The following is a 22,232-nucleotide window of genomic DNA, read 5'->3' on the forward strand; positions in this document are numbered from 1 at the left end:
CATTATTTTAGAACTTCAAAATCATATAAACCAAATCCATCACCAAAAACATTGGTTAAAAAAATTGTATCTATCCCTTTGATTCTTATTCTTTTTACTAATTTTCCCGTCTTTAGATAGTACTTGTCTATGCTGTGCTGATGAGTTTTCTCATTCAATTTATATAAGTAAAGGTACTTTCCACGGAAGGCAGTTTGTTCACCCAAATGAGACTCTTGGAGTGAAAATTCTTTCTTACTCTTCTCAGTCTTCGTGTTAAAGGTGTAAACATCTCCCAATCCGTCAATGTAATATAAGTCATCCTTCCACATATGAGCAGCTCTTTGATCATTATATGTAGTCGTTTGATAGAGGTCATCAATTCCTTTGTAGTTGGCAAGAGTGAATTGATCTTGATGATGGGTCTTTTTATTAATTCGAATCAAGAGCACTTTTCCATTATGATCGTCTTTATCTACAGTCATAATGATATACACATACTTTTCATCTGCATGAATCGTTGAGGGGTTAAGTTCGCCTTTGAATTTTAACGTTTTTATAGGCTTTGTCTTTACCTCGTCTTGAATTTTTAATTCAATGAGTTCATATTTACTGTTGTCAACTTCATCATCAATTTCATTTAAATTTTCTGTTACTACAAAAATATGATCATCAAATAGACCGGAGGCCTCGATAGAACCTGGGAACTTTTCTGTATGGAAGCCCTTTTCGTTTCCATATCGTATATAGGAATCATGTAATCCTGAATTATAGAGACTGAAGAACAGATCCTTCCTTTTTAAATACCCGGATTGATGACCAAGATACTGACCTACTTTCATGGGAAACTCCTTGTAGTTTTTTCCGATAATTCGTACTCTATCTGCTTCCTCGAGAAATACACGATGATTCCCTTTTGTCACAGTTCCACAGTCAAGTTCGTGCATTTTAATTCCTTGTGTCTCTCCCTTATTGTCTACAAAGATGGCATAGCTAAATCCCATCAATGAATAATTGGGTGTAGAATAATAAAGTACGGCTTGTTTGTCTTTTAAAAAGCTGGGGTCCTTGATTTTTTCAGCATCTAAGAATAATAAATTAGCTAAAAAATTGTTATTTAAAAATAAATAGTAAAATCCGATTATAATGACAATAATGGTAGAGATAACAGCTATTATTTTATTTTTCATATTAAATACCTTTCTTGGGTAGGTGGTAAATAAACAATACAGATTGATTGCTATCCGCTGATTATCAGATAATTTTCTTGAGAGGACCTGCTAAAATGGAGCTGATTAATTTAAATTTCATGTCTCCTTTGCAATGTATTTTAAATGTAACGGAAATAATTATAATCGATAATTAACTAAATTTCCATAAAAAGTTAAAATAAAAAAATTTATAAATCTTCCTGGTTTGAGTAAATTTATGAATAATAAAGTAAGATTAGGGGATATACAGTTCTCTTATTTGATCTATCCATAGAGTGTAAGATATTTTAAAATGTAAATTGCTAAAATGATGGGATATAATGAAGTACACTTCTCAATAAATAAGGAGTGTGAAAGAAATGATAATTTGGAGGGATCATCAATGAAAGTTGCACTTCTCATTGTGGATATGCAAAAGGAATTTTTAGAGGAGCAAAAGGAAGCGCTTCAAGTGGCTGCGGCTTGTGAGTATATAAATCATGTGGCGAACACATTGCGAGGAAAAGAACACCTGGTGGTTCACATTCAAGATGTGGAAGGGCGTGCCCAAACGGACTTTGATAGAGAGGATGTTGTTTCGGAAATAAAGGTGGATTCGGCTGATCTCTTGATTACAAAGGAATACTCGAATGCTTTTTGGAAAACGGAATTAGAACAGTATTTACTTGAGAAAGAGGTTCATTTCGTGATTGTAGCGGGTTTCGCTGCTGAATATTGTGTGTTATTTACATATAACGGTGCGATGGAGAGAGGTTTTAACCCCGTAATTTTACAAAATGGAATCATCAGTACCAAAAGGGAGTCAGTGGATCAGACTTATCGGGATCGCCACGTACTTTCATATACCGCGATTGATTATATGATGAGATGAATATCGTATTGTAAACGGAAAAGTTAGTGTTGTAGACAATAGGGAGGGGCGTGTAAGCTTCCCCTCCTTTTATTACATGGAAGTAATGAGAAATCCCAAGGCAAGCATGATGAATAAAAAGATATTAATGAGTAGGGTAAGGATTGAAGGAGATAATTGTTTATTTTTAGATATGCTGTATCCACTGAATAAGAACCCATTCACGATTGAGAAAATCATAAGCGATGTGCCAAAAAAATTACCCATTTCAGCAATGATATTCATAAGATATAAGGAAAGAACCATAATTGAAAAAAGAAAACTACCATACCCCCATATGGACAACCGAAAGTTATTCATAATATTTCCTCCTTGTAATGTAACATTATAATCTTGTTGTTAAAAAAACAAGGCTCCCGCTATAGAGAGCCTTGCTTTATTCGCTTTTACTCATTTGATGGAGATGGGCTTGTAACTCCTGTAGTTGGTTTCGCATATGTAGAAACTGTTCTTCAGGAACCCCACTCTTTTCAATGAGGGTTTCAGGAATGCAAGCGACTTTTTCTTCAAGCTGAATGCCTTTTTCCGTGAGGGTAATCCACACTTTCCGTTCATCTTCTAGGCACCGCTTACGGATCACAAGGTTTGCAGACTCCATTCGTTTCAGCATCGGAGTAAGGGTTCCTGAGTCGAGCTGAAGGTGCTGTCCTAGCTCTTTGATGGAGAGCTTTTCATGTTCCCATAGCGCAAGTAAAACTAAGTACTGTGGGTAGGTAAGATCCAGCTTGTCGAGCAAAGGGCGATAGATTCGACAAATTTCGCGGTAGCAGGCATATATGGCAAAACAGAGTTGGTCGCTTAGTAGCATACGCGGTTTAGAGGACATGGCTAGTTCACCTCACTATTGAGCCAGTGCTTTTTCAATATCATCACGAATCACCCACGGCTTAGTCATGGGAGAGTAGCGCTGAATCACGCTCCCACTTTTGTCGACGAGAAATTTGGTAAAATTCCACTTTATTGTTTTGTTAAAGACCCCAGGTGCATTATACACGAGATAACGGTATAGCGGATGCATATTTGGTCCTTTTACATCAATTTTTGAGAATAGCGGAAAGGATACCCCATAATTTAATTGACAAAATTCTTCAATTTCATCATCGGTACCGGGTTCTTGACGCAAAAATTGATTGCTGGGAAAGCCGAGTACATGAAATCCGTGATCACGGTATGTCAAAAACAAATCTTGAAGTTCAGCATATTGAAAAGTAAATCCGCACTTGCTTGCGGTATTTACAATAAGGAGTACTTTACCTTGATAGATCGATAAGGACTGTTCTTCACCATTGATCGTGGTGGCTGTAAAAGTATGAACACTCACTTAGTTAGCCTCCCATTCCCCACCCTAAATAATTTGTGCAAAATTAAATTATGCACAAAGAGTATAGTATTATTTTCATCAGGTTGTCAATGTGAGATCACTGAGAATGACTCACCTTTACTGAATCCTTACATAGACTGTACTGGGCATCTATCCAATTATTTGGATGGATCATGTGCGTTGGGAATCAGAATATACCCGGATGGGGAGGGGTCGTTTTCATGTGCGGAATCGCCGGTTGGATCGATTGGGAACGTGATGTTAGCCAAGAGCGGCAGCTGTTGGAACGAATGAATGAAACGATGGTATGCCGTGGCCCGGATGCGGAAGGATATTGGCTTTCCAGGCGGGCAGGTATTTGTCACCGGCGTCTCAGTGTGATCGATCCTGAGGGTGGAGCACAACCGATGGTGCGTCACTTAGAGGGACGTCATCGTGTGATTACTTATAATGGTGAGCTTTATAATATGGATGAGTTAAGGCAACAATTGATTGAATGTGGACATCGCTTGCAGACACGGTCCGATACCGAATTAATCATGGCCGCTTATGATGAGTGGGGGGTAGAAGTAGCTACCCATTTAAATGGGATTTTTGCCTTTGCCATATGGGATGAACGGGAAGAAAGTTTATATATGGCACGGGATCGGATCGGGGTAAAACCATTGTTTTTTGCTCGTAGAGGAAGCGGGATTCTCTTTGCTTCGGAATTAAAAACCTTGCTGGCCCACCCAGCCGTAGAACCGATTGTTGATGGGGAAGGGTTGGCGGAAGTACTTGCTCTAGGCCCTTCACGCACGCCAGGTCATGGTGTTTTTAAAGGAGTGGAAGAGTTACGCCCGGGTTATTGGTTAAAAACGAATGGGGATCAATGCATCACTCGGTCTTACTGGCAATTGGAAAGCGGTCCCCATACCGATTCCTTTGATAATACAGTGGAGCGGGTGCGATATCTTTTTCAAGATGCGGTGACTCGGCAACTGGTATCCGATGTTCCCTTGGGAACGATGCTTTCTGGAGGGCTTGATTCCAGTGCGATTTCCGCATATGCTGCAAAGCACTATCGTAATACAGGACGGGGTGTGTTAAATACCTATTCCGTTGATTATCAGGATAATGAGCGTTATTTTACAGCCAATGAATTTCAGCCCAACCCCGATGCCCCTTGGATCCGACGAATGACATCCTACCTAGGTAGTTACCATCAGAACGTGATTGTACAGGTTCCAGAGTTGGTAGAGGCGCTGACAGTGGCAACAACGGCCCGGGATCTACCGGGGATGGCCGATGTTGACGCTTCCTTATATTTATTTTGTCAGGAAATTAAAAAACGGTCCACGGTGGTTCTATCTGGAGAATGTGCAGACGAAGTCTTTGGAGGCTACCCTTGGTTTCATCGACCCGAGATGGTCGGAGCCAATACATTTCCTTGGTCGCGCTTTTTACACGAGCGGATGCGCTTTTTCACCGGGGAAACCAAGGAGCTGATTCGCGGGGAAGAATATGTAGCGGATCGTTATCAACAGGCGTTAAATGAGGTGCCACGGTTAGATGGAGAAGGGGAGGAAGAGGCGCGCATACGAGAAATTTTTTATCTCAACCTTACGAGGTGGATGCCAACGTTGCTGGATCGCAAAGATCGTATGAGTATGGCAGTAGGTTTAGAAGTTCGCGTGCCCTTTTGTGATCATCATTTGGTGGAATACGTATGGAATGTTCCTTGGTCGATGAAAGCCATCGACGGAAGAGAAAAAGGATTGTTGCGACGAGCGCTACAAGGGATTCTTCCCCACGATGTATTGCAGCGAAAAAAGAGCCCCTATCCAAAAACCCATAACCCAGACTATCTGGCTGCTGTTCGTAGTAAGGCTCTCCATGTATTAGCGGAGAGAGATTCACCTGTCCGACAATTGATCGATAAGCAGGCGGTGAAATCATTTGCTTCACAAGATTTATCAAATGCCCACTTGCCATGGTTCGGCCAATTAATGAATGTTCCTCAATTGTTTGCGTGGGTGATGCAATTGGATCAATGGATGAGAGAGTACAGAGTACGGTTAACATAGGGACTACCGATTTAAAGTCAACCTTTAAAGTTATCCATTAAATAAAATAAAGAAAAAAGCGATCTGAGGGGTCCCAAGAGTTATTGGGGACCCTATAAATTTTTCTTGAAGAAGAAGGTCTATTTTTGTCGAATACCTACCCAAAACAGAACGTATGTTCTATAATACTCATAACGGACGGCCTTTCACCTACCCACCCGTAAGCCGCCTCTTAAAAAGGGGGAATACCGATGGAAAAGTGGGTGCAAATGATCGTTGCTGTCGCCTCACTGTTGCGATTACTGATGGAGCTCCCAGACGTTCTGATGCGATGGAAAAAACAGCTTGGTCAGCGTAAAAGAAGTGGGCGGCGCAAAAAAAAGAATGCGTCATAACATGAAGGAAAGGTCATCCATGAAGGACGGAGGGCCTTTTCAGATCGAGAAGAAAGGTTTAATGAACCGATCGGGGCCATCACTACGATTCAGACGGGGGAATGATTGATCTTTCACTTAGGCTACGATACAATGAAGAGTAAACGAAGTAACCTTATGCGCCCGTAGCTCAGTGGATAGAGCAGTGGTTTCCTAAACCACGTGTCGGAGGTTCGATTCCTCTCGGGTGCGCCACTTTTTATGTGAAATCACCCTTCATGTGTTAATGGAGGGTGATTTTTTGGTGTTGTCTCAGTTGATCTCTTTATCAGTTTAGGCGCTTGAAGGTAGGAGAAACAACGCGCCTGAATACTGAGAAAACGATGTTCCATGTACGATATTATGACATGCTTTTCTTTGATGAAATTCCAATATTGGTTTAATGTGATAGAAAGGAGATGGTTTAATGATATCTGATAAAGAAATTCGTGTAGTGGTGGGAGCGGGTCCGTATATCAATAATCCCGGATGGATTCACACCCAAGCGGAGGATTTGAACTTACTGAAGCGGGAAGACTGGTCGCGCAAGTTTCAAAGGGAGAGTGTGACGGCCATTCTAGCGGAGCATGTATGGGAGCATCTCACCTATGAAGAGGGAATCAAAGCGGCACGGTTGTGTTTTGAGTATTTAAAACCAGGAGGACATATTCGATGTGCTGTGCCGGATGCCTTTTGCCCGAATCCCGAATATCAACAGGCTGTGCAGGTAGGGGGCCCTGGACCTCGGGATCATCCTGCTGCTAGCCATCAAATTGTATACAATTATCATACCTTGATAGCGATGTTTACCATGGCTGGTTTTGAAACCACGTTATTAGAGTACTACGATGAGCAAGGACAATTTCATCATCAATCCTGGGATGAAAAGGATGGTGTGATCTATCGCTCTCTGCCGGTGGATCCCCGTATACGAACAGGGGAATTCGCATCGTTAATGGTGGATGCGATAAAGCCTACGCCGTTTGATAATTGAAGGGTTTTAATTAATTAAATAAGGCGTGGGGGATCGATTCTTCCATGCTAATCCAATCTACCGGTTGCTAGGTAATCATCCAATCCAATGATAGGGAGGTGCATAATCTGGCAAAAACAAGTGGAGCTGATGAAGTGAAATCAGACAAAAAAAATCTCCGATCACGAAAATTGCGTATCTCCCAGGGCACAGACAATTTGTCGGGGATGTATCGAACAAGGGATGGATTAACGTTAACCGTACAACAATATGGAAAGTCCTATTTTTTAGTGGGGAGTGCACTGTTTGCAGCACATTTACCACCAGCACAAAGAAATCGTGCGTTTACGAATCGAGCGGCGCGAACCACCAATGCTTTTTTAATTGGGTCATCTACTCCACAGCCACTTACCTCGCAACGAGCTAGGGATTTTCCAACAGCAGCTGGATCGACCTATATTAATTTTGATGCGGATGTTCGTAGAACGATTTCTCCTTCCCAAAGAAGAGAAACAGAGGCAACCGTTCATACGACAGTGATCACGCGTGTGGATGAAAATACCCTGTTAGTTCGTGGAGAGGAAAGTCGAGAAGTGGTAAGAAAATTGAGGTAGCGATCGATGTAGGGTTACGTGGATGGGAGTCGATAGTGCTTGCTTCGTCTTTCCTTTCGTGCATATAATAAATGGGAGCAAGTTTTGAGAACGTGAGGCATTTTAAAATAGGTATGCATTCTTTTATTAGCGATCAAAACGTCTTCCCTAAGCAATATCCGGGGGGAGGACGTTTTTTATGGTAGATAAAAGAGGAGGAACTGGTTTTGAGTCGTGAAACAGTGGGAATGATTTTTGAAGCGGCTGTAAAAGTGTTTGCTGAACGGGGATTCGATCGGGCAAAAATGGATGATATCGCTCGTGAGGCAGGAGTAGCAAAAGGGACGATTTATTACCATTTTACTAGCAAAGATGAACTTTTTACTGCGTTAATGAATCATGGGTTGCAGAAGATGAAGGAATATGTTCGACGGCGAATGGATGAAGTAAAACAGCCCACGTTAAAATTAAGAGGTCTATTAGAAGCAGAAGTGTCGTACTTATTTCAACACGGTACCTTTGCAAAGCTTCTTCTGGCTGAAGTGTGGAGCTCCAACGAACGCCAATATGAATTTCGCGCGCATATCCACGAACTTGAATCCATTATTCGTGAAGTGCTGGAAGTGGGTATTCAAGAGGGTGATTTCCGTGAAATCAATGCCACAGAGACCTCCATCGCCATTTTTGGAGCGATGAGTGTAACCGTTTTGCAGGAAGTGTTTCGAGATATCCACCTTTCCGGCGAGGAATTGGCTAACACAAGAACGACTCCTGTTGTCGATATGTTAGAAATGTTATTACATCAAGGCATTCTAAAGAACTAGGTCAAAAGTAGGCTTTCCAAAGTGGCATGAAGTAAGTATAATCATTTTTATACTGACTGGTCAGTTTAGTTTTGGTGGAAAGGAGACGATAAAGATGTTGAGACGGAAGAGGAGTACACGACTTGCTCTCTACGACATTGTAAAGCACCGACCCTTGATCAGTGTTATGATCGGGATTCTTATCGTCCCCCTCATATATAGTGGGATCTATCTCACGGCGTTTTTCGATCCGTATGATCGAATGGACGATTTACCGGTTGCGGTTGTCAATGAGGATGAGGGGGCAACCATTGATCATGAGAAGTTAAACGTTGGGAAAGACCTGGTGGATGAGTTAAAAGATGATCATAAATTAAAGTGGACCTTCGTGGATAAAGAAGAAATGCGTGATGGATTTAAGAAGAATCGCTATTATATGGGAATTGTTATTCCTGAAGATTTTTCCAAGAATGCAGCCAGTGTCGATCAACCTCACCCCCATAAAGGCAGAATCCAATACTATGCGGACGAGGGTTCGAACTATCTTTCATCACAAATTGGCAAACGAGCAATTCTTTCATTACAGACCAAAATAGAGCGTGAATTGAGCCGTACTTATGCCATGAAGGTGTTTGAAGGAATGGGTAAATCCGCAAAGGATTTAGCTAAGGCAGCAGATGGAGCCGATACATTGGAAGATGCCTCAGGGAAAGCAAAGGGGGCGACTGGTAAGCTGGAGGACGGTACGGCAAAGATTTTAAAGGCGGTTAAACCGCTTGCGCCGGGTATCGCCAAGTTAGACCAGGGGAGTGAACAATTACTACAGGGGCAAAAGAAAGCCACGCAAGCCACCAGTCAATTGGCAGATGGAGCCGATGAGATTGATTCTGGCCTCGGTACATTGCAAACAGAAGTGAAAAAGGTGCAAAAAAAACTGGCACCAATTAAAGATAAAATAAAAAAACTGAAAGATATTTTAGATGAACCTGGGTGGAAAAAGCCCTCTGATGTACTAAAAGATCGCATTGATAAAATTGACCAAAAGGATAATCAGATTGAAGATCACTTGGATCAGTTGGTACAAAAAAATCCAGAGTTGAAGGACAATCCAGAAATTAAAGCGATCCGTGGAAAAATTGAAGATAAAAAAGATTTAAATCAATCACTTTTCAATGCGGCTGGGAAACTCGATGATATCTGGGATGCGATTCGTTCGAAAGTAAACGACTTATATCAAAAACTACTTGATTTCGATAAGATGGTCGACGGTGTTAATCGGTTAGCTGCCGGTGCACATAAGATGGCAAATGGTCTTGATCGTCTCAATCAAGGCCAGCATGACCTTCTTGATGGAACGAAGCAATTAAATTCTGGGATTAAGGAGCTTGCTAAAGCACCAGGACCCTTGATTGATGGATTAACGCGAATTGATCAGGGACTTCAGAAGTTAGAGCCCGGCCTTGGCAAAATTAAAGATGGTCAGGGTGAACTGGCAGAGGGATTATGGAAGGGTGTACAAGAAACCAAGGACGCCCTTGTTGGGAAAGATAACAAAGCGGATCAGATGTCACACCCTGTCACTGTGGATCAATCAGAAATTGACCATGTACCCAATTATGGAACTGGTTTTACACCGTACTTTGTTTCGCTCTCCCTTTGGGTAGGCGCCATGTTGTTCTTTACTGTTGTTGATCTAAAACGACCCGTGCTAAATGACGAACGGCCACTTGCGATACGATCGGCATTGGCTGTGGCAACCATCCAAGCATTATTGTTGGTGACAGCGCTCATTTATCTAGTAGGAATTCAACCTGAACAGACGGGATGGTTCTATTTCTTTACGGTTATTACCGCCTTTACTTTTACAGCAATTAACCATCTTCTTGTCACGGTATTTAAGGATGCAGGACGGATGATATCCATTATTATTCTAATGCTTCAACTCACATCGAGTGCAGGAACCTATCCAGTTGAGATGTTACCTGATTTCTTCCAGTCTCTTCACACCATTTTACCAATGACGTACTCTGTTGAAGGGTTGAGGGAAGCGGTCTCCTCTCATGGTCAAGCGATCCTAACGCATAATCTATGGATTTTGATCGGATACGCAACGAGTGCCTATGGGATAAAGATCCTTTTCGATTGGTTAAAAGATCGAGTCAGCCTTCGTTTTCGTACCGAAGAAAAATAAAAGATGGCTAAAGTCGACCTCAGGTCGGCTTTTTTTTGGAGGGGAACAAAACGTAATCTTTTCGATTTACAAAGGTGGAGGCCTTCGCTATAATTAGGGCATTCTAATCCACGATGGAATAAACAGAAGGAATGGATATTGGCTACATGGATGGGGGTGAAATCAATCGAAAACGTGTTGGAATTAACGGGTATTTACTTCTCCTATGAAAACCAAACGGTGTTGGAAGATGTGAGCTTGTCATTGCAACGAGGGGAATTTTTAGGCTTAGTTGGGCCTAACGGATCAGGGAAATCCACCTTGCTTAAGATTGCTCTCGGCTCTTATCGCCCGGATCGCGGGGAAGTACGTCTTTTTGAGCAGCCGATCCGTCGATTTCGCCAATGGTCTCGGATTGGCTATGTTTCACAAAAAGCGAATAGCTTTAACTTGGGATTTCCAGCAACGGTATGGGAAGTCGTGGCATCTGGCCTTTATGGCAAGATGGGATTATTCCGGCGCTTCAATAAAGCCCATCGTATCAAGGTGGATGAAGTGATTGAGAAGGTAGGATTAACCCCTTATGCCAGTCGTAACATCGGAAAGCTTTCTGGGGGTCAACAACAGCGGGCATTTATCGCTAGAGCACTTGTCTCTGATCCCGAACTGTTGATCTTAGATGAACCGACTGTTGGGGTAGATGCTCATTCGGCGGAACAGTTTTATAAACTGCTCTCCCATTACCATCGTGAACAGGGCCTTTCTTTAATACTGGTCACTCATGACGTAGGTGCTGTGACCACCTATATTGATCGAGTGGCTTGCTTAAATCGACGAATTCATTTCCATGGAGATTCCCAGGAATTTGTCGCGCAACAACAAAAGATTCTTTCGGACTCCTATGGTCATGAAGTTCAAGTGGTCGAGCATGATCATTAAACATGAAAGTGGATAGGAGAGAGATGGAAGGAAGGGGGACGGAGGCACCGAGGGTGTCGATTCAGCTATGGTTGAAATTCTTTTGCATTATGGATTTATGCAACGGGCATTAATTGCAGGGGTGATCATCGGCTTAATTTCGCCAATTGTGGGCGTGTTTTTAGTGGTTCGCCGCTTGTCTCTCATTGCCGATGCGTTGGCTCATGTTACCCTCTCGGGTGTGGCGGCTGGCCTGTTGCTGCAAAAATATGTAGCCGCCTTTGCGATGGTGAGTCCATTATATATGGGGATGGCTTTTTCCATGGTGGCCTCAGTCTTTGTCGAGCAACTACGGCGCTTGTATCGTTCGTATCAAGAGTTAGCAATTCCTGTTATCTTATCCGGTGGAATCGGTTTAGGGGTTGTATTGATCAGTGCGGCGAATGGGTTTAATGTGGATGTAGCGGGTTATTTATTTGGAAGTATTCTTGCCGTAGGGAAATCGGAAATTTTGGCGATTGTAGGTGCAGGTCTTTTTGTACTGGTCATTGTGTTTCTTTTTTATAAAGAACTATTTGCTCTTTCCTTTGATGAAGAAAGTGCGGTTTATGCAGGGATTCCTCGTCATGGGATTAACCTTTTGTTTAGTCTTGCTGTCGCCCTAGTGATAACCGCATCAATTCGCGTGGTAGGAATTCTACTGGTTTCTGGGCTAATCACCCTACCTGTCGCAGCAAGTCTTCAATTAGCCAATAGCTTTAAACAAGCGATCGTTTATGCCGTGATTTTTGCACAAATTTCGGTGCTTGCAGGATTGGTGGCAGCGTTTTATCTTGACTGGGCATCGGGTGGAACGATTGTATTAGTGGCTGTAGGGATCCTGCTTTGTGTGATGGGGATGAAGCGATTAATTATTTGGATGCGAAAGCGACAAGACAATCTGACTACAGGATAGTGGGGCGATTGTGATGGATTTGCAACAAGCCTTGGATCGATTAAAAGCGAAAGGATTTAAATACACGGGGAAGCGGGAGAAGATGGTAGAAATTTTTAGCGAGCAGGATCGCTATCTTTCTGCAAAAGAGGTATTGGCAGAAATGAAAGGGGAGTACCCTAGTTTATCGGTGGATACGTTATATCGGAATTTATCACTGTTTGAGGAATTGGAGATTGTGGAAGGAACCGAGTGGGAAGGGGAACGCCGTTATCGCTTACATTGCGGAGGAAAGAATCACCATCACCACTTGATTTGCCGCGAGTGTGGGAAGACAAGACCCCTCCATCAATGTCCAATGAATGAGTTGTTGAATGAGACGGAGGACTTTCGTATTACGGGTCATAAATTTGAAATCTATGGATTCTGTGGTCGTTGTGAATCCAAGGGAGAAATTAAAGCGTAGGGGGGTGAGTCGATGAGTGTAGCGATCTATATGCGAGAGGCGATACAAGAAGCCAAGAAAGCAGAGTTAATCGGAGAAGTTCCCATTGGAGCGGTCGTGGTAAAGGATGGAGAAATTATTGGCCGCGGACACAATTTGCGCGAAACGGATCATGACCCTACCGCCCATGCAGAGATGATTGCTATTCGTCAAGCTGCAGAGCATACAGGGGATTGGCGCTTGTCTGGCTGTCAGTTGTATGTCACTTTAGAACCTTGTCCAATGTGCTCAGGGGCCATCATGCTCTCTCGGATCGAAACCTTGGTCTATGGAGCCTATGATCCTAAAGGTGGATGTGCAGGAACGTTGATGAATTTACTGACCGACTCCCGTTTTAATCACCAAGTTACTGTGATGGATGGCATGATGGAAGAAGAATGTGGCGTGTTATTGAGGAATTTTTTTCGCCACTTGCGATCCCAGAGAAAGGCAAAGGACGCGAGTGAATCCCCTTGATATCAATCTTGACGATTTATAATGGATTGGTTACAATGGAGTTTGTGAGGATAATTATGGAGAGGTGTCCGAGTGGTTGAAGGAGGCGGTCTCGAAAACCGTTGTACGGGGTTTACCCGTACCGTGGGTTCGAATCCCACCCTCTCTGCCAAATCAAGGGGTCTAGGTTAAAAAGAGAGAGCTGTCCAAATTTTTGGGCGGCTTCTTATTATATTAGGGTTGTAATAAGTGCTGTGGATGACTTGCTAGTGGTGTATTGGCAGTTTTTAAAAGGATGGTCTTAGCTAATGATGGTTACAAACACGGAATATTAGGTCCTGCCTGCCCTTTGCTTCCTAATAACGGCATGACTTTTCACGGGTGGTTTCCCTTGAAAGGTCGCCTTCTGTTATTTAATATTTTTTAATTTTTAAAAAAATATTGAATAACAAGCTTTTTGTCTTCATAGGGTAAACAGGGAAATTGAAAAGGAGTGATAATTTTGAAGATGGGTCGTACGTTGTGGATTGGCGCAGTCATGTTGTTGGTATTTGGACTCACCTTTACGAACTTCACCTTTGCATCAACTGTCAAAACAGCAACACCGCAACAAAAGCTTTCCAAGGTTTTGCAAGCAAAAATGAAGGAAAAAAGCAAAAATGGTAAGCTTTCCGTAATTATCACTCTGAAGAAAAACTCTAGAGATCAGAAGGAGAAAGTTTCTCGCCTCTCTGGAGGAAAGGCATATAAGAATCTTCCTTCCATTGCATCGAATGTAACGGCGGATCAAGTGAATCAGTTGGCTGCGATGTCCAATGTAAAGCGCATTGATTATGATGAGACGGTAAAGGCACATATGTATAAATCGACCATTTGGTTTGGCTCTCATGAAGTAAATAAAGCCAATCGCCTCAATATTACTGGCGATGGAGATGGGGATCCCACCCATTATTCCAAAGAGGATGCAACCGTTGCCATTATTGATACGGGAATCGATAATACCCATATCAATCTCGATGGTGGGAAAGTGATTGGTTGGCACGACGCGGTAAATGGTCGTACGGCTCCCTATGATGATCAGGGGCATGGAACTCATGTGGCAGGAATTGCAGCAGGTGAGGGGTCTCGGGAACAAAATAAAGGCGCAGCTCCAGGTGCATCCCTTGTAGGGGTTAAAGTGCTTAACGCCTTTGGGAGTGGCTCGATGAACCAAGTACTTGCAGGGATTGACTGGGTCATTTCCAATAAGGATACCTATGGGATTGATGTGCTTAACATGAGTTTGGGCTTAGCTGGTAGCTCAAATGGTCAAGATTCAATTTCACTCGCAGTCAATCGTGCAGCAGCAGCGGGGATCGTTCCTGTAGTTTCCGCAGGGAATAGTGGCTCCCGTGAAAAAACCATCGGATCACCTGCAGCAGCAAAGGACGCCATCACTGTAGGAGCCATGTCTGATCCTACCCGAGGTGGTTTTACATTGGCCACCTTCTCGAGTCGTGGACCGACCGCAGATGGTCGCATTAAACCCGATGTGAGTGGGCCGGGTGTGGGTATCATCGCTCCAAAGGCGAATTCCCATGATAAGTATGTTGCTTATAGTGGAACGAGTATGTCCTCTCCTTATGTAGCGGGAACAGCGGCGTTGATGGTTGCTGCAAATCCTTCGCTGACCCCTGCGGAAGTAAAATCCATTCTCATGTCCACGGCCCACGATATGGGACCCAAAGGGGTCGATATCTATTACGGTGGTGGGAAAGTAAATTCCTTTGGTGCCGTCCAAGTTGCCAAATATGGCAAAGAGACGGAGGGACTCTTCTCAACCAACTTACATTTTGGTGCAGAGGATATCCCGGCTACAGGAAAAATAGATACATGGAGAATGAATGTACAAAAGTTAGAAGAAGGGGTTCCGATCTCCTTGACGGTCATTGTGCCGAACTGGACATCTTCCTCTACCACTTACCGTGTCAATCTGTATGATCCATCTGGCAAGTTGGTCAAGAGTAGTTCAAGTAGTAGTCCACAGCTGAATTTGGTTTATCAGCCAACGGAAAAGGGCGAATATAAAGCGCAGGTAACGACCACTTCAGGAAGTGGAAACTACAATATTGATCTTAGTGCCTATAGTTATCCCTTTGATCTGGTTGGAGACGATCAATAAGATCGTCAGATCGAAGTGAAGTAGCCATCAGAGGAGCCATCCAAATGCGATGGCTCCTCTAGCATTGATGAGGTGAAAGGGAGTACTGTGTTGTCACCAGGCTGTCAACCCATTCCTTGTAAATCTAGTTTGCTCTATGTTACAATGAATGAACCGTGCTAGATGGGGAGTTAGCGGTGCCCTGTAACCCGTAATCCGCTATAACGGGATTGAATTCCTGCCCGAGGTTCGATCTTTGCGGGGTTTGGTCCATGTGGAAGGTGTTGACGAACAGGTCCTGCGCAACGGGAACCTTTGAACCGTGTCAGGTCCTGACGGAAGCAGCACTAAGGAGTGTTTTCCGTGTGCCGCAGGGGCGCCTGATCTGAGCTGACCACATGGAGCCCACCCGGGGAGATCGTGTCGATGGCAGGTGCACGGTATCCTATACATACATTTCAAACGTTAACGGAACGTTTTAGCATAAGAGCCGAAGCCTTGTAGAGAAGGGGCATCGGTTCTTTTTAATTTGTTAAAATTTAAAAAAACCACCTATCTTTATAGAAAATTTCCAAGAGAGGGGAGGAAGAGCAAAGGATAAACGCGAATAAAAAATCAAGGGTGAAAATATGGATGAAGATGTCGGTGTATTGGATCATCAGCTAATTTCTACCATCGCGTAGTAATAGAGGATGATTGGTGGAGAGGGTGCTGGGGAAAAGTTTGAGGAGGACGGAGGCGATAACAAAGTGCCCATCGCGTTTCATCTCGACATGGAGCTCGATCAGTTGACATCCTGGGTGGAACGGATGCCTCAAGCTGTCATGCTCGTGGATGACCAGGGAGGGGTGGTGGCAGTTAATCACCAGTTGGTGAATACTCTTCGGTCTGAACGGGATGAGATCCTGGGGCGGCCTTGCACCCGCTTCGTTACTTTGCCACAGGAAGTGGAGAAGTATATTACTCAAACAGAGGGAACAACCGATATAGAGAATCGAATGCTTTCGGTTCATGGGAACCTTCAAGTCAAGGGATTATCCCCTCCGCCTCCAGTGGTCATACAATTGATCAGTGGACGGAGTCGGAGTGGATGGTATCATCTTCTCCTGTTCACGTTTGAGTCACAGCCTTTAACGATTGTGCAACAACACGCTGAGGCGCTTTTATCTGATTTGTGTGTAGGGGTTGTGGTGTTTGATCGAGCAGGCTCTGTAGTGGAAATTAACTTAGCTGCTTGCGAGTTGCTAGGGATTCGGCGGCAACAAGTACTCGGTGAAACCGTGCGTGACCTTTTTTGTAATGTGAATCCTGTAGCATCTCAATCAACACTTTTTGATCAATGCACACAGGGAGAATTTTTCCGGAATTTTTCAACGGCTTGGGAAGTGGCTGACAATCACATTGAAGCGGTTATTGATTATCAGCCCATCGATCATACTTCAGGCGATAGAGTGGGATCCTACTTGATGATTCGCGACGTTACCGACCTTCATACGTTGGAAATGCAATTACGGCGAACGGATCGTTTGGCGATGATTGGTCAAATTGCCGCGGGAACGGCCCATGAAATTCGCAATCCACTGACTTCGATTAAAGGGTTTTTGCAAGTAATGAAACATGCTCTTCGTGAGAAAGGGGATCTAAAAGAGCAGGGATATACAGAAATCATGCTGCGAGAGATTGATCGAATCAACGACTTGTTGAGTGAATTCCTTCTCATGTCTAAGCCCCGTAGTGCGCGAATGTATCCGGTCCAGGTAATCGATGTATTGCAAGAACTCCTTCCTTTGATTGAAAATGAAGCCATTTTACATAATACAGAAGTACGTTATGAAGAGCTTGAAGATGATCTCCCTAAAATTATGGCTGATGGAGAATTATTGAAACAGGTATTTCTTAATCTATGCAAAAATGGAATTGAAGCAATGGGGGATGGAGGAGTTCTTACCATTCGTATCCGGTGGTTAAAAGAAGAAGAGCAATTAGGGATTGAAGTGGCTGATGTGGGCCCCGGAATCCCGACTTATGCCTTGGAGAAGATCTTTGATCCCTTCTTTACTACGAAAGAAACGGGGACAGGACTGGGTCTGTCCGTTTGTCAGCGAATAGTACATGACATGGGGGGAACCATTCATGTATCCTCGGGTGATTGGGGAACGACGTTTACCGTACTTATCCCTGCTTTAGTGAAGTAATTTTGCCGCTGTTGCGGCGTTTTTTTGTTGGAAGAGGCCTTTGGAAAATCGGTTAAAACTGTAGTATGATGGGAGTATCAAACTGTCCCAGATCGTCCCTTTGTAGGTGTCGGTTCGAGGATTTGGAGTGTTGCTCGTGACTTATCGGGCGCTTTACCGCGTGTGGCGGCCTCAAACATTTGAAGATCTTGTGGGGCAGGAGCATGTGACAACTACATTAGAAAATGCTCTTTCTGAAGGGCATATTTCTCATGCCTATCTTTTTAGCGGCCCACGTGGAACAGGAAAAACAAGTGCTGCTAAAATCATGGCAAAAGCAATTAATTGTCAACACGGTCCAGGACCCATGCCCTGCAATGAATGTGAGATGTGTCGCAAAATTACAGAAGGATCTCTGATGGATGTCGTTGAAATTGACGCGGCTTCTAATCGAGGGGTAGACGAGATCAGAGATTTGCGGGACAAGGTGAAATATGCCCCGAGTGAAGGGCGGTATAAAGTTTATATTATTGATGAAGTTCATATGTTAACGACAGAGGCTTTTAACGCTTTATTGAAAACGTTAGAAGAGCCGCCGGATCATGTGGTCTTCATCCTGGCAACGACAGAACCTCATAAGTTACCAGCAACCATCCTTTCCCGTTGTCAACGGTTTTCCTTCCGCCGCCATACTTTGGGGAACCTGCTTGCTCGCCTTCACCGGGTATGTGAAGCACAAGGAGTGGAGGCGGGGGATGCAGCCTTGGCTGCCATCGCGCAAACAGCTGATGGTGGAATGCGGGATGCACTTAGTTTGTTGGATCAGGTACTCGCCTTTTCTCCCCATAAAGTGGATGAAGAAGCGGTTCGCCAAGTAACCGGTTCCGTATCACGGAGTGCACTGGCTGAATTGATGAATGCAATTATTCGCGGAGATACCTCAGTCTCCTTGGATCGCGTCGATCAGTTGTTAATGGACGGTCTTGAAGCAGAACGGTTGGTTCAGGACTTAATATTGCTGACGCGCGATCTATTAGTGTATGGGGCAGCCCCTGAGTTAGATGAGGTGAAAGCAAGGCTGGCAAATGATGAAGCCGTCCTTGGTTTAATGAACCAAGCCGATCCTTCGGGGTTGGGGGCCCTATTAGAGGCGCTGATTCATGCTCAACAACAGATGAAATGGGCAGTTCACCCTCGTATTTTATTGGAATTGACGGTGATTCGCCTTTGTCAGCCACCAGAATCATCGGAAGCAAAGGTGCCGCAAAGGGAAGTGAGTCAGGAATTTCATCGGCTGGCTGAACAAGTGAAGCAACTTGAAGCGCGCATTGCTGAATTGAGCCAGCAAACCGATGGGGTCAAACCTCAGGGGGCCCCTATTTCAGTAAAGAATGAAGTAGAGGGAAGTTATAAAAAAACCGCTTCTGATGCTTATACCAAGCCTGGAAGTGTGAGAAGCGCTTCTTCTTCTGCATCCGTTACCCGTTTATTGGAACAGTGTTCAACCGAACAACTACAACCTATAAAACAACGGTGGCCAGAGGTGCTTGCCCAAGTGAAGGAACGTAAAATTACCGTCCATGCTTGGTTGATTGACGGTGAGCCAGTAGCTGCTTCAAAAGACGGGATTTTGCTTGCATTTAAAAGCCCGATTCATCGAGAAACAACGGAGAAAAAAGGGAATAAAGCCCTTATTCAGCAAGTGTTGACGGAGGTTTTTGGTTCTGAGAAGGAACTTGTGACGATGATGCGTGGAGAGTGGGAGCAACAGCAAGGCGCCATGCAAGTGACGGCAACCACGACTGTCGAAACCCCTACGAAACCAGCAAAGTCGCCTGCATCCACAGAGGTAGATCCTGTACAACGCGCGGTGGAGCTTTTTGGTGAAGAGTTGGTTGAAATCACCGATTAACGATAAGATGGATAATTAAAGGGAGGGTATACCCATGAAGAATATGAATCAAATGATGAAACAAATGAAAAAGATGCAGTCACAGATGGCAAAGGCACAAGAGGAACTTGCTGATAAAGAAATAGAAGCTTCCGTGGGAGGCGGTATCGTTAAAGTCCGTATGAATGGTCATAAGCACGTACTATCCGTGGAGATTGCCCCTGAAGCGGTTGATCCAGAAGACGTAGAGATGCTACAAGACCTCGTGACAGCGGCAGTGAATGAAGCAATGAAGCAAGTCGATGAACTGGTTGCTAATGACTTAGGAAAATTAACTGGTGGGATGAATATCCCAGGCCTGTTCTAAGGAACAGGTTTTTTTTCTGAGAGGGGAAACATCATTATGAGGAGGCCGAGTATATGTATATCCCTGATCCCATATCCAAATTAATTGATGGCTTTATGCGCTTGCCTGGAATTGGACCAAAGACCGCTCAGCGGTTATCTTTTTATGTACTGAGTATGGAAGAAGAAGATGTGATGGAATTGGCTAAAGCCTTGGTACGTGCGAAGCGAGATTTACAGCGCTGTGAGGAATGTAGCAATATCACTGATCAAAAACGCTGTCGGGTATGTGGGGATAAAGGAAGAGACCGGTCGGTCATTTGTGTTGTTCAAGATCCTCGTGATGTCATCGCGATGGAGCGCACCAAAGAGTATCACGGTTTATACCATGTGTTACATGGCGCCATTTCTCCAATGGAGGGAATTGGTCCTGATGAGTTGTCCATTCCAGATTTATTGAAGCGGCTTGAAGATGAAACAGTGCAGGAGCTTATCCTAGCAACCAACCCCAATATTGAAGGCGAAGCGACGGCGATGTACTTACAGCGCCTTATTAAACCCTTTGGTATCAAAGTGACAAGGATAGCCCATGGGCTTCCCGTTGGCGGGGATTTGGAGTATGCAGATGAGGTGACGTTGACAAAGGCGATGGAAGGTCGAAGGGAGTTATAAGGTTCTAATAGGACCGGTCCGTGACTAAATAAAGATGAATACGTTTCTCAAAACCGGGGGGAGTTTCTTGGAGCGAATACAAGATATGGGTACACATTTTTCACCCGCATTAAGGTCCAGGCGCTCTCTAACATGGCGGGATGTTGCAGCGTGGTTGTTGTGTATTAGCTTTTTTTTGATGATTCCGATGGAATTTGCGTCCTTGGAATGGAAACAGACAGCACAGGGATTATGGAGAGTAGAGAATGGTCATGCAGAGGGGCTCGTTTTTGCGCTGATCTGGCTCTTGTGGGCGGCTTGTAATGTTGGCGGTGGCATCCTTTTTGTGGTGCTCGGATTGATTACCCGTTTTCAGTACGAGCGAGGGAGTGGTGGCGCGCTGACAGGCAGGGATTTTGTTTATTACTTTTCTTGGCTTCAATTAAGCACGATGATGTTTATGCTGATCGTTGAATCGTTTCACGTGAATCAGGGCTGGTTTAGCTTGCTGATTCCCTACCTACCCCATGGTTTGATGATCCTTTGTGCATTATGGCTCTTTAAGGGACGTCTATCGGAATTGGGGTTCCGAAGGATTCGTGCGGAAAAAGCAGGTTTTGCCTTTGTTGCAGTGGTGGTGGCGTACGGCTTAACCTACTTTTTTTTGGATCCCTTTGTAACCAATCCGGTTGCCAATTGGTTTCACCTCGATCTCGGTTCATGGCGAGAAGAGAGCATTTCTGCTGGGATTAAACAAGCGGCGGAGGTTGGATTTATTTCAGTGGGAGGACAGATCTTACTAATTGGTGTGATTGGTCCGATTGCAGAGGAAATGGTATTTCGCGGTTTAATTATGGGTGGGATTTCGCGTCGCCTAGGAACAGGTGTAGCGATCGTTATGTCTGCGTTACTTTTTGCGTTGTTTCATGCTGATATTACGTATCTCGCTCCTTTGTTTGTGTTAGGTTTGGTGCTGGGTGGTTTATATGGAGTTTTTCGTAGCCTATGGGTTCCGATCCTCTTTCATATCATCAACAATACAGCTTCTGTTCTGTTTGATCTTTTTCGATAATGGAAATGGCGCTATAAGTCATGCCCCTATCTTACGGAGGAAAACAGCAGGTTTACCCCTTATCACCATCTTGTTCTAATAGAAAGCCCGCATTCATATGCTTGTACCAAATGAATGCGAAAGGGGCTTTGGTATGGAAATCGGGTGGTGGGGAATCGCTGCTGTTGGTGGGTTAATGTTATTTATGATGATGAGTCGTTCCTTTACACAACCTTTGCGATGGTTGTGGATGGGTGTTTTGTACACAGCGGTTGGTGCGCTAGTCCTGTTTTTATTAAACCTAGCGGGCGAAATGATTGATTTTCGCATTCCGATTAATCCTGTGACATCCTTTATCACAGGGGTACTGGGGATGCCGGGATTGGTTTGTTTATTGTTAGTAAAGGTATTCTTAATTGGGGGCTAAAAAAGTTTTAAAAAGGTGTTGACCTATGCCCCGATTCGTGATAAATTATTACTTGTCGCTGCGGCGGCGCGGCGGAAAGCCGGGCCACGCAAGAGACAGAAGCCGAAAGGGCTTCGAAAAAAGAATGAAAAAAGTTGTTGACAAGATCGAGTGAAAATGATAAGATGGATCTTGTCGCCGCGAGAGAGCGGCACCGGCTAAGACAGCGGAAACAGCGCGTTCCTTGAAAACTGAAGAGCGAATGAAATGACCTGTTCAATTCTTGAAATAATGAGTCACAAACTTCTTTTAACGGAGAGTTTGATCCTGGCTCAGGACGAACGCTGGCGGCGTGCCTAATACA

21 protein-coding genes, 2 tRNA genes and 1 other RNA gene are annotated in these 22,232 nt (G+C 44.1%); 21 read left to right on the top strand and 3 right to left on the bottom strand.

Annotated elements, in window-relative coordinates; translation table 11 throughout:
• Positions 1-2 precede the first annotated feature (2 nt).
• Positions 3-1,169, bottom strand: coding sequence for a hypothetical protein (locus CHX35_RS02480; RefSeq protein ID WP_091833310.1), 1,167 nt, complete (start codon positions 1,167-1,169; stop codon positions 3-5).
• A 403-nt stretch (positions 1,170-1,572) separates the two neighbouring features.
• On the opposite strand from CHX35_RS02480, the gene CHX35_RS02485 reads away from it, so the two are divergent.
• Positions 1,573-2,061: a cysteine hydrolase family protein gene (locus CHX35_RS02485; protein WP_091833313.1), complete on the top strand. Its 489-nt coding sequence runs from the start codon at positions 1,573-1,575 to the stop codon at positions 2,059-2,061.
• Positions 2,062-2,476: 415 nt separating this feature from the next.
• On the opposite strand, the gene CHX35_RS02495 is transcribed toward CHX35_RS02485, so the two are convergent.
• Positions 2,477-2,926, bottom strand: coding sequence for a MarR family winged helix-turn-helix transcriptional regulator (locus CHX35_RS02495; protein ID WP_091833320.1), 450 nt, complete (start codon positions 2,924-2,926; stop codon positions 2,477-2,479).
• A 15-nt stretch (positions 2,927-2,941) separates the two neighbouring features.
• Complete coding sequence (locus tag CHX35_RS02500) at positions 2,942-3,421, bottom strand: glutathione peroxidase (protein ID WP_091833323.1); 480 nt, start codon at positions 3,419-3,421, stop codon at positions 2,942-2,944.
• 221 nt (positions 3,422-3,642) lie between these two features.
• On the opposite strand from CHX35_RS02500, the gene asnB reads away from it, so the two are divergent.
• The 20 genes from asnB to CHX35_RS02595 all read left to right on the top strand — a co-directional run bounded on the left by asnB (position 3,643) and on the right by CHX35_RS02595 (position 21,889).
• Positions 3,643-5,487: an asparagine synthase (glutamine-hydrolyzing) gene (gene asnB, locus CHX35_RS02505; protein ID WP_091833326.1), complete on the top strand. Its 1,845-nt coding sequence runs from the start codon at positions 3,643-3,645 to the stop codon at positions 5,485-5,487.
• A gap of 230 nt (positions 5,488-5,717) precedes the next feature.
• Complete coding sequence (locus tag CHX35_RS17380; RefSeq protein ID WP_176391833.1) at positions 5,718-5,861, top strand: hypothetical protein; 144 nt, start codon at positions 5,718-5,720, stop codon at positions 5,859-5,861.
• Positions 5,862-6,019: 158 nt separating this feature from the next.
• Positions 6,020-6,095, top strand: a tRNA-Arg gene (locus CHX35_RS02510).
• 211 nt (positions 6,096-6,306) lie between these two features.
• Positions 6,307-6,873 (top strand): class I SAM-dependent methyltransferase, encoded by a 567-nt coding sequence (locus tag CHX35_RS02515; RefSeq protein ID WP_091833329.1) that lies wholly within the window; start codon positions 6,307-6,309, stop codon positions 6,871-6,873.
• Between the two features lie 134 nt (positions 6,874-7,007).
• Positions 7,008-7,466, top strand: a complete 459-nt coding sequence (locus CHX35_RS02520) for a hypothetical protein (RefSeq protein ID WP_140413524.1) — start codon at positions 7,008-7,010, stop codon at positions 7,464-7,466.
• A 206-nt stretch (positions 7,467-7,672) separates the two neighbouring features.
• Positions 7,673-8,269, top strand: a complete 597-nt coding sequence (locus tag CHX35_RS02525) for a TetR/AcrR family transcriptional regulator (protein ID WP_091833335.1) — start codon at positions 7,673-7,675, stop codon at positions 8,267-8,269.
• A gap of 94 nt (positions 8,270-8,363) precedes the next feature.
• On the top strand, positions 8,364-10,439 hold the full coding sequence (locus tag CHX35_RS02530) for a YhgE/Pip domain-containing protein (protein WP_091833338.1): 2,076 nt from the start codon (positions 8,364-8,366) through the stop codon (positions 10,437-10,439).
• A gap of 150 nt (positions 10,440-10,589) precedes the next feature.
• The gene (locus CHX35_RS02535) at positions 10,590-11,357 is read left to right on the top strand and encodes a metal ABC transporter ATP-binding protein (protein WP_091833481.1); all 768 of its coding nucleotides are present in this window, start codon (positions 10,590-10,592) and stop codon (positions 11,355-11,357) included.
• Between the two features lie 67 nt (positions 11,358-11,424).
• Positions 11,425-12,291: a metal ABC transporter permease gene (locus tag CHX35_RS02540; RefSeq protein ID WP_091833342.1), complete on the top strand. Its 867-nt coding sequence runs from the start codon at positions 11,425-11,427 to the stop codon at positions 12,289-12,291.
• 13 nt (positions 12,292-12,304) lie between these two features.
• Entirely contained in the window at positions 12,305-12,736 is a 432-nt protein-coding gene (locus tag CHX35_RS02545; RefSeq protein WP_091833345.1) for a Fur family transcriptional regulator, read from the top strand.
• A 12-nt stretch (positions 12,737-12,748) separates the two neighbouring features.
• Positions 12,749-13,231: a tRNA adenosine(34) deaminase TadA gene (tadA, locus tag CHX35_RS02550; RefSeq protein WP_091833348.1), complete on the top strand. Its 483-nt coding sequence runs from the start codon at positions 12,749-12,751 to the stop codon at positions 13,229-13,231.
• Positions 13,232-13,289: 58 nt separating this feature from the next.
• A tRNA-Ser gene (locus tag CHX35_RS02555) sits at positions 13,290-13,382 on the top strand.
• Between the two features lie 336 nt (positions 13,383-13,718).
• The gene (locus CHX35_RS02560; protein WP_245838587.1) at positions 13,719-15,371 is read left to right on the top strand and encodes a S8 family peptidase; all 1,653 of its coding nucleotides are present in this window, start codon (positions 13,719-13,721) and stop codon (positions 15,369-15,371) included.
• A gap of 153 nt (positions 15,372-15,524) precedes the next feature.
• Positions 15,525-15,791, top strand: an RNA gene (ffs, locus tag CHX35_RS02565) — signal recognition particle sRNA large type.
• 251 nt (positions 15,792-16,042) lie between these two features.
• Positions 16,043-17,545, top strand: coding sequence for an ATP-binding protein (locus CHX35_RS02570; RefSeq protein ID WP_140413525.1), 1,503 nt, complete (start codon positions 16,043-16,045; stop codon positions 17,543-17,545).
• A 136-nt stretch (positions 17,546-17,681) separates the two neighbouring features.
• Entirely contained in the window at positions 17,682-19,436 is a 1,755-nt protein-coding gene (dnaX, locus tag CHX35_RS02575) for a DNA polymerase III subunit gamma/tau (RefSeq protein ID WP_091833353.1), read from the top strand.
• 34 nt (positions 19,437-19,470) lie between these two features.
• A complete protein-coding gene (locus CHX35_RS02580; protein ID WP_091833356.1) occupies positions 19,471-19,782 on the top strand; it encodes a YbaB/EbfC family nucleoid-associated protein in 312 nt (103 codons plus the stop codon).
• Positions 19,783-19,835: 53 nt separating this feature from the next.
• Positions 19,836-20,432: a recombination mediator RecR gene (gene recR / locus CHX35_RS02585; protein ID WP_091833359.1), complete on the top strand. Its 597-nt coding sequence runs from the start codon at positions 19,836-19,838 to the stop codon at positions 20,430-20,432.
• 67 nt (positions 20,433-20,499) lie between these two features.
• Complete coding sequence (locus CHX35_RS02590) at positions 20,500-21,483, top strand: CPBP family intramembrane glutamic endopeptidase (RefSeq protein ID WP_176391834.1); 984 nt, start codon at positions 20,500-20,502, stop codon at positions 21,481-21,483.
• A 133-nt stretch (positions 21,484-21,616) separates the two neighbouring features.
• The gene (locus CHX35_RS02595) at positions 21,617-21,889 is read left to right on the top strand and encodes a pro-sigmaK processing inhibitor BofA family protein (RefSeq protein ID WP_176391835.1); all 273 of its coding nucleotides are present in this window, start codon (positions 21,617-21,619) and stop codon (positions 21,887-21,889) included.
• Positions 21,890-22,232: the final 343 nt, after the last annotated feature.

The organism is Marininema halotolerans, assembly GCF_900116235.1.
Classification (GTDB): domain Bacteria; phylum Bacillota; class Bacilli; order Thermoactinomycetales; family DSM-45169; genus Marininema; species Marininema halotolerans.

Bases quoted from the DNA above. Each gene is read 5' to 3' on its own strand.
- CHX35_RS02480 (WP_091833310.1), bottom strand. From the start codon at position 1,169: ATGAAAAATAAAATAATAGCTGTTATCTCTACCATTATTGTCATTATA.
- CHX35_RS02485 (WP_091833313.1), top strand. From the start codon at position 1,573: ATGAAAGTTGCACTTCTCATTGTGGATATGCAAAAGGAATTTTTAGAG.
- CHX35_RS02495 (WP_091833320.1), bottom strand. From the start codon at position 2,926: ATGTCCTCTAAACCGCGTATGCTACTAAGCGACCAACTCTGTTTTGCC.
- asnB (WP_091833326.1), top strand. From the start codon at position 3,643: ATGTGCGGAATCGCCGGTTGGATCGATTGGGAACGTGATGTTAGCCAA.
- CHX35_RS17380 (WP_176391833.1), top strand. From the start codon at position 5,718: ATGGAAAAGTGGGTGCAAATGATCGTTGCTGTCGCCTCACTGTTGCGA.
- CHX35_RS02515 (WP_091833329.1), top strand. From the start codon at position 6,307: ATGATATCTGATAAAGAAATTCGTGTAGTGGTGGGAGCGGGTCCGTAT.
- CHX35_RS02530 (WP_091833338.1), top strand. From the start codon at position 8,364: ATGTTGAGACGGAAGAGGAGTACACGACTTGCTCTCTACGACATTGTA.
- CHX35_RS02535 (WP_091833481.1), top strand. From the start codon at position 10,590: ATGGGGGTGAAATCAATCGAAAACGTGTTGGAATTAACGGGTATTTAC.
- CHX35_RS02540 (WP_091833342.1), top strand. From the start codon at position 11,425: ATGGTTGAAATTCTTTTGCATTATGGATTTATGCAACGGGCATTAATT.
- CHX35_RS02545 (WP_091833345.1), top strand. From the start codon at position 12,305: ATGGATTTGCAACAAGCCTTGGATCGATTAAAAGCGAAAGGATTTAAA.
- tadA (WP_091833348.1), top strand. From the start codon at position 12,749: ATGAGTGTAGCGATCTATATGCGAGAGGCGATACAAGAAGCCAAGAAA.
- CHX35_RS02560 (WP_245838587.1), top strand. From the start codon at position 13,719: ATGGGTCGTACGTTGTGGATTGGCGCAGTCATGTTGTTGGTATTTGGA.
- CHX35_RS02570 (WP_140413525.1), top strand. From the start codon at position 16,043: ATGATTGGTGGAGAGGGTGCTGGGGAAAAGTTTGAGGAGGACGGAGGC.
- CHX35_RS02580 (WP_091833356.1), top strand. From the start codon at position 19,471: ATGAAGAATATGAATCAAATGATGAAACAAATGAAAAAGATGCAGTCA.
- recR (WP_091833359.1), top strand. From the start codon at position 19,836: ATGTATATCCCTGATCCCATATCCAAATTAATTGATGGCTTTATGCGC.
- CHX35_RS02595 (WP_176391835.1), top strand. From the start codon at position 21,617: ATGGAAATCGGGTGGTGGGGAATCGCTGCTGTTGGTGGGTTAATGTTA.